General features: G+C 72.6%; 8 protein-coding genes. All 8 read left to right on the top strand.

The genetic code is table 11. The features are described from left to right. Positions 1–359 precede the first annotated feature (359 nt). Entirely contained in the window at positions 360–1,418 is a 1,059-nt protein-coding gene (locus ACH4D5_RS35130) for a methionine ABC transporter ATP-binding protein (protein ID WP_398310978.1), read from the top strand. Then, a complete protein-coding gene (locus ACH4D5_RS35125) occupies positions 1,415–2,161 on the top strand; it encodes a methionine ABC transporter permease (protein WP_398310975.1) in 747 nt (248 codons plus the stop codon). The genes ACH4D5_RS35130 and ACH4D5_RS35125 overlap by 4 nt, the downstream gene beginning before the upstream one ends. Before the next feature lie 78 nt (positions 2,162–2,239). Further along, on the top strand, positions 2,240–3,076 hold the full coding sequence (locus ACH4D5_RS35120) for a MetQ/NlpA family ABC transporter substrate-binding protein (RefSeq protein WP_398310972.1): 837 nt from the start codon (positions 2,240–2,242) through the stop codon (positions 3,074–3,076). A gap of 2 nt (positions 3,077–3,078) precedes the next feature. Continuing rightward, positions 3,079–3,894: a MetQ/NlpA family ABC transporter substrate-binding protein gene (locus tag ACH4D5_RS35115; RefSeq protein WP_398310969.1), complete on the top strand. Its 816-nt coding sequence runs from the start codon at positions 3,079–3,081 to the stop codon at positions 3,892–3,894. Positions 3,895–4,047: 153 nt separating this feature from the next. Beyond that, positions 4,048–4,728 (top strand): GNAT family N-acetyltransferase, encoded by a 681-nt coding sequence (locus ACH4D5_RS35110; protein WP_398310966.1) that lies wholly within the window; start codon positions 4,048–4,050, stop codon positions 4,726–4,728. A gap of 106 nt (positions 4,729–4,834) precedes the next feature. Next, positions 4,835–6,049 carry a precorrin-6y C5,15-methyltransferase (decarboxylating) subunit CbiE gene (gene cbiE, locus ACH4D5_RS35105; protein WP_398310963.1) on the top strand — a complete coding sequence of 405 codons (1,215 nt, stop codon included), beginning with the start codon at positions 4,835–4,837 and terminating at the stop codon, positions 6,047–6,049. A gap of 356 nt (positions 6,050–6,405) precedes the next feature. Next, a complete protein-coding gene (gene cobT, locus ACH4D5_RS35100) occupies positions 6,406–10,368 on the top strand; it encodes a nicotinate-nucleotide--dimethylbenzimidazole phosphoribosyltransferase (RefSeq protein ID WP_398310960.1) in 3,963 nt (1,320 codons plus the stop codon). A gap of 192 nt (positions 10,369–10,560) precedes the next feature. Continuing rightward, positions 10,561–11,793, top strand: coding sequence for a uroporphyrinogen-III C-methyltransferase (cobA, locus tag ACH4D5_RS35095; protein ID WP_398310957.1), 1,233 nt, complete (start codon positions 10,561–10,563; stop codon positions 11,791–11,793). The last annotated feature ends 46 nt before the right edge of the window (positions 11,794–11,839 follow it).

The following is an 11,839-nucleotide window of genomic DNA, read 5'->3' as shown; positions in this document are numbered from 1 at the left end:
GGACGCCGACCTCACGCGTGTTTTACTTGGCCCCATGACCACGACGAGCAGCCGCACCCTTGCGACCGAGGCGATCACGACGCCCGGTGCTCGTTGTATGTGTCGAATGTGCGCCTTCTGAGGGCCCCCGCACCACCTCTGAGCCTCGCGCCCCGAAGCGAAGCCGCTGTGCCGCTCCCGACCGACGTACTCGATGAACCCCATGGAGTCGACAAGTCGACGTAGGAGGCGAGCCGGCCCCCGCGCACACGTCCTCCGGTCCCACCGCACCACCACCGCGAGAACCGTGCCGCGTTCCGAACGAATGCCCCGTGCCCGGCGCATCCCGCGCCGCGCACTCGACAGTGACGGAAACCCCTGTGATCACCACTTCCGGCCTCACCAAGGTCTACCGCTCACGCGGTCGTGAAGTAACCGCCCTCGACGGAGTCGACCTGCACGTCCGCGAGGGCGAGGTGTACGGCGTCATCGGCCAGTCCGGCGCCGGCAAGTCCTCCCTGATCCGCTGCGTCAACCTCCTGGAACGCCCCACCTCCGGCACCGTGACCGTCGCCGGCCAGGACCTCACCGCCCTGGCGGGACGCGGTCCGCGCGCGGGCAAGGAACTGCGCCGGGCCCGCAGCCGCATCGGCATGGTCTTCCAGCACTTCAACCTGCTGTCCTCCAGGACCGTGCAGGACAACGTCGAGCTGCCGCTGGAGATCCTCGGTCTCAGCGGCGCCGAGCGCTCCCGCAAGGCGCTCGAACTGCTCGACCTGGTCGGTCTCGCCGACAAGGCGAAGTCCTACCCGGCCCAGCTCTCCGGCGGCCAGAAGCAGCGCGTCGGCATCGCCCGCGCCCTGGCCGGCGACCCGAAGGTGCTGCTCTCCGACGAGGCGACCAGCGCCCTCGACCCCGAGACGACCCGCTCCATCCTCCAGCTCCTGCGCGACCTCAACCAGCAGCTCGGCCTGACCGTCCTGCTCATCACGCACGAGATGGACGTCGTCAAGAGCGTCTGCGACTCCGCCGCCCTCATGGAGCGCGGACAGATCATCGAGTCCGGCACCGTCAGCGAGCTGCTCGCGACGCCGGGATCCGAGCTCGCCGCCGCGCTCTTCCCGGTCAGCGGCGAGGCCACGGGCGACGACCGCACCGTCGTCGACGTGACCTTCCACGGCGAGGCCGCCACCCAGCCGGTCATCTCCCAGCTGTCGCGCACGTACAACATCGACATCTCGATCCTCGGCGCCGCGATGGACACCGTCGCGGGCCGCCAGGTCGGCCGCATGCGCATCGAGCTGCCCGGCCGCTTCGAGGAGAACGTCGTCCCGATCGGCTTCCTGCGCGAGCAGGGGCTGCAGGTCGACATCGCGGGCGAAGACCCCGCGCCGACGCCGAAGAGCGAGCCGCTGCTGGTCAAGGAAGGTGCCAAGTGACCTGGTCGGAGATGCAGCCCCTGCTGGAGCAGGCCTGTTGGGACACCCTCTACATGGTGGGCTGGTCGACGCTGATAGCCGTCGCCGCCGGACTGCCGCTCGGCGTCCTGCTCGTCCTCACCGAGCGCGGCGGGCTGCTGCAGAACGCCCTCCTCAACAAGGTGATCGGGCAGATCGTGAACATCGCGCGCTCGATGCCCTTCATCATCCTGATGGTCGCCCTGATGGGCTTCACGCGCTGGATCACCGGTACCACGATCGGCCGCGAGGCCGCCCTCGTGCCGCTGGCCATCGGCGCCATCCCGTTCTTCGCGCGCCTGGTGGAGACCTCCATCCGTGAGGTCGACGGCGGGCTCGTCGAAGCCGTGGAGTCGATGGGCGGCTCCACCTGGACCGTCGTGCGCAAGGTCCTCGTCCCGGAGTCGCTGCCCTCGCTGATCTCCGGCGCCACCACCACGATCGTCGCCCTCATCGGCTACTCCGCCATGGCGGGCACCGTCGGCGGCGGCGGTCTCGGCGACCTCGCCCTGCGCTACGGCTACCAGCGCTTCGAGACCGAGCTCATGTGGATCACCGTGGCGATCCTCGCCGTGGTCATCTCGATCATCCAGTTCGTGGGCGACTACGCGGCCCGCAGGCTGCACAAGCGCGGCGGCGGCTCCGGCCGGCTGCTGCTCTTCCGGCCGCTGCGCGGCACGCTGCCCGGCACGGTCGCCGCCGAGTCGACCACGAAGACCGGCTGACCGGCCCCACCGGCGCCACCGCAGACTTCCCCGCACACCAACGCGGGGCTGCACCACCCATGGAGAAAGGCACTTTTCGTGCGTAACACCGCCAAGATCACCACCGCTGTCCTCGCCGCCGGAGCCCTCACTCTCGGGCTCTCCGGCTGCGGCTCCGACAAGGGCTCCGGCGACAAGGACGGCCCGCTCGTCGTCGCCGCGACCCCGACGCCGCAGGGCGAGATCCTGGACTACGTCCAGAAGAACCTCGCCAAGAAGGCGGGCCTCGACCTCGAGGTGAAGGAATTCACCGACTACGTCACGCCGAACACCGCCGTGGAACAGGGCGAGGTCTTCGCCAACTACTTCCAGCACAAGCCGTACCTGGACGACTTCAACAAGAAGCGCGGCACCGACATCGTGCCCGTCCCGGGAGCCACGGTTCACCTGGAGCCGCTCGGCGTCTACTCGCAGAAGGTCAAGAAGCTCGGTGAGCTGAAGAACGGCGCCACCGTCGCCATTCCGAACGACACCACCAACGAGGCCCGCGCGCTCAAGCTCCTCGCGGACAACGGCATCATCGAGCTGAAGAAGGGCGTGGGCTACGAGGCCACCCCCAAGGACATCGCCAAGAACCCCAAGAACATCAAGTTCAAGGAGCTCGAGGCCCCCACGGTGCCCCGCACCCTGGCCGACGTCGACGCCGCGGTGATCAACGGCAACTACGCCCTGGAGGCCAAGCCCGCGCTCAGCCCCGCCAAGGACGCCATCGCCGCCGAGCCCGCCAAGGGCAACCCCTACGGCAACTTCCTCGCCGTCAAGAAGGGCGACGAGAACGACCCGCGCGTGAAGAAGCTCGCCAAGCTCCTCACCTCGCCCGAGGTCAAGAAGTTCATCGACGACAAGTACGACGGCGCCGTCGTCGCGGCGTTCTGACCGTGCGCACGCCCGCCATCGCCGCCGCGGCGGGGGCCCTGACCCTGGCTCTGGGCCTCACCGCGTGCGGCGCGGACACCGGGAACGACGGGGAGCTCGTGGTCGGCGCCACCCCGACGCCGGCCGGCGAGGTCCTCGCGTACATCGAGCAGCACCTCGCGAAGAAGGAGGGCCTCGACCTGCGGATCACGGAGTTCACGGACTACGTCACGCCGAACACCGCGCTCCAGGAGGGCTCCCTCGACGCCAACCTGTACCAGCACACCCCGTACCTCGAGGACTTCAACAAGTCGAAGGACGCGGACCTGGTGCCGGTCACCGAGGTGTACCTGCCCCCGATGGGTGTGTACGCGAAGAAGGTCAAGGACGTCGCCCGGCTCCCCGAGGGCGCGACCGTGGGTGTCCCGAACGACACGACCAACGAGGGCCGGGCGCTCCAACTGCTCGCCTCCAAGGGCCTCATCGGGCTGAAGAAGGGCGTCGGCGGCACCGCGACGCCCGAGGACATCACGTCCAACCCGAAGAAGCTCACCGTCAAGCCGCTCGAACCGGCGCAGCTGCCGCGCTCCCTCGACGACCTCGACGCGGCGGTCATCAACAACAACTACGCGCTCGACGCGAAGCTCAGCCCCAAGAAGGACGCGATCCTCCTCGAGTCCCCGAAGAGCAACCCCTACAACAACGTCCTCGCCGTCAAGAAGGGCGACGAGGACGACCCGCGGGTCAGGAAGCTGGCGAAACTGCTGACTTCACCCGAGGTGAAGAGGTTCATCGAGGACAAGTACAGGGGTTCCGTCCTGCCCGTCCGGGCGGGCTGAACGGCCTCACGCGCGCGTGCCACCCACGGGGTCCTCCTCCACACCGGGAGAGGACCCCGTGGTGCGTCTGCGCCCGCACATGCTGCATGCTGGGCACTTCAGAAGGCCGAAAGGTGAAGGTCCTTCAGGTCTATGAAGGTTACGGAGCGGCGCATGACTACAGCCTCCTCGGGCACATCGGGCACGTCGGGCTCGGCTGGGTTCCCCGACATCTCCATCAGCACGGAGCGGCTGGTGCTGCGCCCCCTCGAAGAGGCGGACGTCCCCGCGTACGCGGAGATGATGAACGACGAACAGGTCACTGCCTGGACCTCCGTGCCCGAGCCCTTCACCGAGGCCGACGCGCACGACTGGATCACCCGACTGGCCCCCGCCGAGCGCGCCGAGGGCCGCGGCCTCGTCCTCGCCGTCACCGAATTCCTCACCCAGCGCCTCGTCGGCATCGTCCAACTCAAGTGCACCGACTGGCGCGTGCGCTCCACCGAACTGAACTACGTCGTCGCCCCCTGGGCCCGCGGCGAGGGCTACGCGTCGGAGGCGGCGCTCGCCACCGCCCAATGGCTGTTCCACGACCAGAAGTTCGAACGCATCGAACTGCGCACCGCCGCCGACAACACCGCCGCCCAGCAGGTCGCGCAGAAGATCGGCTGCATCAGCGAGGGCGTCCTGCGCGGCGCCTGGATAGCGCGCACGCGCAACGGCGGCGACCCCTTCGGAGGCTGGCTGCAGGTGCGCACCGACCTCATCGTCTGGAGCCTGTTGCCCGAAGACCTCGAAGGCGTCTCCGAGAGCCTCGCCGACAGCGGCTTCTCGGCCTTCTCCGACTGGAACTGACCCCGGTTCCAGCAGGTAGGCTCGCCCATGGCCGCGTGCCCGGCTGTCCCCACCGCAGCCGCCACCCCGCACTGACGACCCGCGAGAACCCAGGAGACAGACCAAGATGGCCGACCGGGTCACGGTGATCGGCTGGGACGGCACGCCGCTGACCGCGGCGGCGCGCTCCGCGCTCGGCGCGGCGACGCTCGTGGCGGGCGCCGCCCACCACCTGGCGCTCGACGAGCTCCCCGCCCGCGCCGAGAAGATCCGCCTCGGCAGCGTCGCCCTCGCCGCCCGCCGCATCGCCGCCCACCGCGGCACCGCCGTCGTCCTCGCCGACGGCGACCCCGGCTTCTTCGGCGTCGTACGCACCCTGCGCGCCCCGGAATTCGGCCTCGAAGTCGAAGTGGTGCCCGCCGTCTCCTCCGTCGCCCAGGCCTTCGCCCGCGCGGGCATGCCGTGGGACGACGCCGAGGTCGTGGTCGCCCACCGCCGCACCCTGCGCCGCGCCGTCAACGTCTGCCGCGCCCACCCCAAGGTCGCCGTCCTCACCTCGCCCGGCGCGGGCCCCGCGGAGCTCGGCCTGCTGCTCCAGGGCGTCCACCGCACCTTCGTGATCTGCGAGGAGCTCGGCACCGAGCGCGAGCAGGTCTCCGTCGTCACCTCCGACAACGCCGCCGACCACACCTGGCGCGACCCCAACGTCGTCATCGTCATCGGCGGCACCGCAGCGGCCGCCGACACCGGCTGGATCATGGGGCGCGAACCGACCCGCGGCACCCGCGGCTGGGCGCTGCCCGCCGCGGAGTACGGCGGCGACATCTGGCTCGGCGAGGGGGAGAACGACCGGCTGCGGGCGGCCCAGCTCGCCCGCCTCGGGCCGCGCCCGGGGGACCTCGTCTGGGACATCGGCTGCGGCAGCGGCGCCTTCACCGCGGAGGCGGCCCGCTTCGGCGCCGCCGTGATCGCCGTCGACCGCGACCCCGACGCCCTGGGCCGCACCACGGCGGCCGTCCGCCGCTTCGGCGTGCAGGCGCAGACCGTGCACGGCATCGCCCCGCACATCCTCGAAGACCTGCCCGAACCCGATGTCGTACGCGTCGGGGGCGGGGGAGCCGCGGTGGTCTCCGCGGTCGCCGACCGCCGGCCGGAGCGCATCGTGACGCACGCCGCGACACGCGACGCCGCCGAACTCATCGGCAGGGACCTGAGCGAGCACGGGTACACCGTCGAGTGCGCTCTCCTGCAGTCCGTGGAGCTCGACACACGGGCCTGGCGCGAAGAGAAGCGGACGGTCGCGTTCCTGCTCTCGGGGCGGCTGCCCGACCGCTCCCCGTGACCCTGCCGACACAGAGCGCGGGGTAGGCTGGCCGATTGTTGTACTGCACCCGGGCGCCCAGCCGTTCATTGGTCGATGCCCGGAAACCCCGCCCGTTTTTGGGGGGTGTGTGGTACGGCATGACCGGAGGACGCGCAACGTGGCGCAGTCCACAGCGGGCCGTGGCCGATCAAGCTGCCACGGCGGCGGACCGACAGGGACAATGCCTGTTGTCCGGCGCGCGGTTCGTGCCGCGGGGCGCACACGCTCGTTGAGGATGACGGGCGGTCGGTGCGCCGCTCCGGGCGATGGGGCCGCCCCGGCCGAAGGCCTGGGGGCGGTCGAAGAAGCACTAACCGATGGGCGAGGGGTTACGCATGACCGACACCGGCCAGGTCCCGGGTGAGGGACTGCCGGAGGGCGCAGGCAACGGTGTGCCTTCCGGGCCCGTGCAGGGCATGGAAGCACAGCAGCCGGGCGTTTCCGCTCAGGGCACGCGCCCCTGCGTCGACGCGGCCGCCGCGGCTGACCCCGCCGAGCCCGCCGCCCCCTCCGACTTCTCCGAGCAGCCCGCCGAGGACGACGACCTGCTGCTGCCGGGCGCCCAGGGCGCGTGGAGCGAGGGCCAGGCGGCGGCTCCGGGGCAGACCGGGGCCTTCCACGCCGCCCACGCCGTCCATCAGCCCGGGCCGCACGAGACCGCGGGCCGGGACAGCGGTTCTGTCGACCTGACCGGCGTCCGGATGCCCGGCTCCATGCCCGCCGCGTCCCACCAGGGCCCCGCCCGCCGCCCGCTGCACCACGGCCCGTCGGGCCCGGTCGTGCCGGACGGCTCGGGCAGCCCGGTGCGGTCGCTCGCCGACCGGGGCCCCGCGGGCGCGCCGGCCGCGCAGCAGCACTCCGTGCCGGTGCGCCAGGCGGGACCGCCGACCGCCGGCCCCGAGTACCTCGACGTTCCGCGTGACGACGCCGGGCTGCCAGGTCCGCAGCTGGGCGAGATCCAGCCGCAAGGGGCCGCGCCGTGGGCGCCGGAGGGTGTGGGCGCGTATTCCGCACCAGCAGAAACGGTCGTCCCAGAGGCCGCAGCCGCCACGGCCGCTACGGCTGCCACAGCAGTAACACCGGCACCGGAGTCCCCGGAGGCGGATGTTCCGGCCCCGGAGGCCCCCGAGGCAGCTGAAGCCCCTGTAGCAGCTGAGGCCCCTGCGGCAGCCGAACCGTCCGTGGCCCCCCAGCCCTCCGCGTTCCCGCAGGCCGCGGGTGCCGACGACGGCGCTCCGGGCGAGGCCGCCCCCATGGCGCAGCACGCCGCCGAGCTCGGCCAGGCCCCTGCGGAGGAACAGCAGTTCCCCGTGGCGCAGCAGCAGTTCCCGGTGGAGGAGCAGCAGTTCCCGCTGGACGGGCAGCAGCACCCGGTGGAGGAGCAGCCCGCGTTCGCGCAGGGCGTGCCCGCCGCCGTCGGTCAGCCCGCGTTCGCCGTCGCCTCCGCCCAGCCGTGGGAGAGCGCGCAGGCCCCGCACGCCGAGGAGGCGGCTCAGGCCGGCTTCGCTCCCGAGACACGGCACGCCGCACCGGAACCGCACAGCCCTGAGCCGCAGCCTCAGACGTCCCAGGCGCCGCAGGAGTCCGCGGTGCCGCAGGAGTCCGCGGCGCCCACGAACGCCCCGCTGTCCGGCCCTGGCGACTTCGGCGGTGCCCAGGAGCCCGCCCCCATCGGCCAGTTCGTGCCGGTGGAAGGCACGGTTCCGACCACGCCGCACCTGGCTCCGACACCGCCGCACTCCCTGGTCGTCCCCCAGGAGGACCAGGCCGCCGAGACCCGCCCCGTCCAGGAGGACGCCGCTCCGCAGGCGCCCGCCCCGGAGTTCCCCGCGGATGCGGCCGACGGCGCCCCCGCCCCCGTACCGTCCCCGGAGTTCACGGAAGCCGCGGCACCCGAGGCCGTGACCGCCGAGCCCTCGGCCGCCGTGGAACAGGCAGCGCACGAAGAGGCGACAGGCCCCGCTGAGCCGGCAGCCCCCGAGGAACCGGCAGCCGCCGAAGCGAGACCCGAGGCGGCGCAGCAGCCCGTCATCACGGTGCCCGGCCCCCGCGACGGTGCCCAGCCCACGGCGGCACCCGCACCCGCACCCGCCGCCGAGCCGACCGGCGCGCCGGAAGCGGTCGTTCAGCAGAGCGCCGAGACCCCGGCCGACGAGGCGTCGGCCGAGCCTGTGCACACCCCCCAGGTCCCGACCGTCCCCACTGTGCCCCGTATTGTCTCCTCTGCGGCGGCTCCGACCGAGTTCCCGGCCGCCCCCGAGACGGCCGACCCGGCCGACGAGTTGGACGAGGCCGACGAAGTCATCTCGTTCGAACCGATCGAAGCGAACGAAGTGACCGAAGTGGCCGAAGCACCCGAGATGGCCGAAGCGCCTGAAGCACCCGCCCCCGCGCCCGAGACGGCCGAGGCCCCCGAGGCACTCGCGCCCGTCGCCGCGCAGGAAGCCCCCGAAGCGGCCGAAGCACCCGCCGTCGCGGATCCCGCCATGGCGACGGCGGAGGCCCCGGAGCCCCTGATCGCGGCGGAGCCGGGCGCCGACCCGGCCGAGCCCGTGATGTCGCCCGGCACCGCCGCTCCCGGCTACGCCGACGCCGAGCGCGAGGCCGTCCTGCGCGTCATGCGCGAGCGCCGCGACATCCGCAACGGCTTCCGCTCGGACCCGATCCCGCACGAGGTGCTGCTGCGCGTCCTTGAGGCGGCCCACACGGCGCCCTCCGTGGGCCACTCCCAGCCCTGGGACTTCGTCGTCATCAAGTCCGCGGAGACCCGGCGCAGCATGCACGAACTGGCCATGCGCCAGCGCGACGCGTACGCCAAGTCCCTCCCCAAGGGCCGCGCGAAGCAGTTCAAGGAACTGAAGATCGAGGCCATCCTCGACACCCCGGTGAACATCGTCGTCACCGCCGACCCCACCCGCGGCGGCCGCCACACCCTCGGCCGGCACACCCAGCCGCAGATGGCCCCGTACTCCTCGGCGCTCGCCGTCGAGAACCTCTGGCTCGCCGCGCGCGCCGAAGGCCTCGGTGTCGGCTGGGTCAGCTTCTTCGACGAGCGCGAGATGGTCCGCGCGCTGGGCCTGCCGGAGCACCTCGAGGTCGTCGCGTACCTCTGTGTCGGATACGTCGACGAGTTCCCGGACGAGCCCGAGCTGATGCAGGCGGGCTGGTCCAAGCGCCGCCCGCTGTCCTGGGTCGTCCACGAGGAGACGTACGGCCGACGCGCGCTGCCCGGCGAGGACCCGCACGACCTGCTCGCCGAGACCGTGGCCAACATCCGCCCGCTGGACGCCAAGGCGCTCGGCGAGGCGTGGGAACGCCAGAAGCGGATGACCAAGCCGCCGGGCGCGCTCGGCATGCTGGAGATCATCTCCGCCCAGCTCTCGGGCCTGTCCCGGATGTGCCCGCCGCCGATCCCGGAGCCCGCGGCCGTCGCGATCTTCGCGGGCGACCACGGCGTGCACGCCCAGGGCGTCACCGCCTGGCCCCAGGAGGTGACCGCGCAGATGGTCGCCAACTTCCTCGGCGGCGGCGCGGTCTGCAACGCCTTCGCCAACCAGGTGGGCGCCGAGGTCTGCGTCATCGACGTGGGCGTGGCGAGCGAACTGCCCGCCACCCCCGGCCTGCTGCCCCGCAAGGTCCGCCCGGGCACGGCCGACATGACGACCGGGCCCGCCCTGACCCGCGAAGAGGTCAAGGCGGCCATCGAGGTCGGCATCGAGACGGCCCGCGACCTGGTGGCCGCGGGCAACAAGGCGCTCCTCACCGGCGAGATGGGCATCGCGAACACGACCGCGTCCGCGGCCCTGATCTCCGTCTACACCGAGGTCGACCCCGCCGAGGTCACCGGCCGCGGCACGGGCATCAACGACGAGATGCACAGCCGCAAGGTCGAGGTCGTCCGCCGTGCCCTGGACCTCCACCAGCCCGACCCGGCGGACCCGATCGGCGTCCTCGCGGCGATCGGCGGCCTGGAGCACGCGGCCATGGTGGGCCTGCTGCTCGGCGGCGCCTCCCTGCGTACGCCGGTCATCCTGGACGGCGTGAGCGCGGGCGCCGCGGCCCTGGTCGCCCGCGCCATCGCCCCCGAGGTCCTCGCGGCCTGCATCGCGGGCCACCGCAGCGCGGAGCCCGGCCATGTGGCGGCCCTGAACAAGCTGGGCCTGCGCCCCTTGGTCGACCTGGACCTCCGCCTCGGCGAGGGCACGGGCGCGCTCCTGGCGCTGCCGGTCGTCCAGAGCGCGGCCCGCGCGATGCACGAGGTGGCCACGTTCGACTCGGCGGGCGTCACCGAGAAGTAACCGACCGCCGCGAAGTAACCGCCGAGAAGGAGACGCCGAGGGGCGAAGCCCCCGTTTTCGGTACCGGGGCGGGGCTGGGGGAGACCTCCGGCCCCGCCCCAGCCATACTGAACCCGCACGTCAAGCAGCCGCTCCAGCGCAGCAGCGGTAGCGCACCACGAAGACTCCGCCCGCACGAGGAGCCCCAGAGCCATGGCCGAAAACCCCGCCTACCCCGTAGGTCTCCGCCTCGCGGGACGCCGCGTCGTCGTCCTCGGCGGCGGCCAGGTGGCCCAGCGCCGCCTCCCGGCGCTGATCAAGGCAGGCGCCGACGTCCTCCTCGTCTCCCCCTCGGCGACCCCGTCCGTGGAGGCCATGGCGGACGCGGGCGAGATCACCTGGACCAGGCGCCGGTACGAGGACGGCGACCTCCAGGACGCCTGGTACGCCCTCATCGCCACCAGCGACGACGAGGCGAACACCCGCGCCTCCGCCGAGGCCGAGCGGCACCGCGTCTGGTGCGTGCGCTCCGACGACGCCGAGGCGGCCACGGCCTGGACCCCGGCCACCGGCCGCTCCGAGGGCGTCACCGTCGCGGTCCTCTCCAGCGACGTCCACGACCGCGACCCGCGCCGCACCGCCGCCATCCGCGACGCCGTCGTCGAGGGCCTGCGCGACGGCAGCCTCGTCGCCCCGCACCTGCGCACCAGGACGCCCGGCGTGGCCCTGGTCGGCGGCGGCCCCGGCGACCCCGACCTGATCACCGTGCGCGGCCGGCGCCTGCTCGCCGCCGCGGACGTCGTCATCGCCGACCGCCTCGGCCCCCGCGACCTCCTCGACGAGCTGCCGCCGCACGTCGAGGTCATCGACGCCGCGAAGATCCCGTACGGCCGCTTCATGGCCCAGGAGGCGATCAACAACGCCCTGATCGAGCACGCCAAGCAGGGCAAGGCCGTCGTCCGCCTCAAGGGCGGCGACCCCTACGTCTACGGCCGCGGCATGGAGGAGCTCCAGGCGCTCGCCGAAGCGGGCATCACCTGCACCGTCGTCCCCGGCATCTCCAGCTCGATCTCCGTCCCCTCGGCCGCCGGCATCCCCGTCACCCACCGCGGCGTCGCCCACGAGTTCACGGTGGTCAGCGGCCATGTCGCCCCGGACGACGAGCGCTCCCTGGTCGACTGGCAGTCCCTCGCCAAGCTCCGCGGCACCCTGGTGATCCTCATGGGCGTCGACAAGATCGGGAAGATCGCGGAGGCCCTGATCGCCCACGGCAAGGCCGCCGACACCCCGCTCGCCCTGATCCAGGAGGGCACGACCGCCGCCCAGCGCCGCGTCGACGCGACGCTCGGCACCGTCGCCGAGGCGGTCCGCACCCACGAGGTGAAGCCCCCCGCGGTCATCGTCATCGGCGAGGTCGTGAAGGTCGGCCCCGCGCCCCTCGCGTAACGCGACCCGCCCACCCGCACGTAACCAGCGGTAACGGGACCCGTCC

It is taken from the genome of Streptomyces sp. NPDC018029, assembly GCF_044327655.1.
Lineage (GTDB): Bacteria > Actinomycetota > Actinomycetes > Streptomycetales > Streptomycetaceae > Streptomyces.
Note: the sequence above shows the minus strand (reverse complement) of the source record. Positions and strands in the feature narration are given on the sequence as shown.

What these genes read in the sequence shown, in the direction of transcription:
- cbiE (WP_398310963.1), top strand. Translation starts at nt 4,835, where the DNA reads ATGGCCGACCGGGTCACGGTGATCGGCTGGGACGGCACGCCGCTGACC.
- cobA (WP_398310957.1), top strand. Translation starts at nt 10,561, where the DNA reads ATGGCCGAAAACCCCGCCTACCCCGTAGGTCTCCGCCTCGCGGGACGC.
- cobT (WP_398310960.1), top strand. Translation starts at nt 6,406, where the DNA reads ATGACCGACACCGGCCAGGTCCCGGGTGAGGGACTGCCGGAGGGCGCA.
- ACH4D5_RS35110 (WP_398310966.1), top strand. Translation starts at nt 4,048, where the DNA reads ATGACTACAGCCTCCTCGGGCACATCGGGCACGTCGGGCTCGGCTGGG.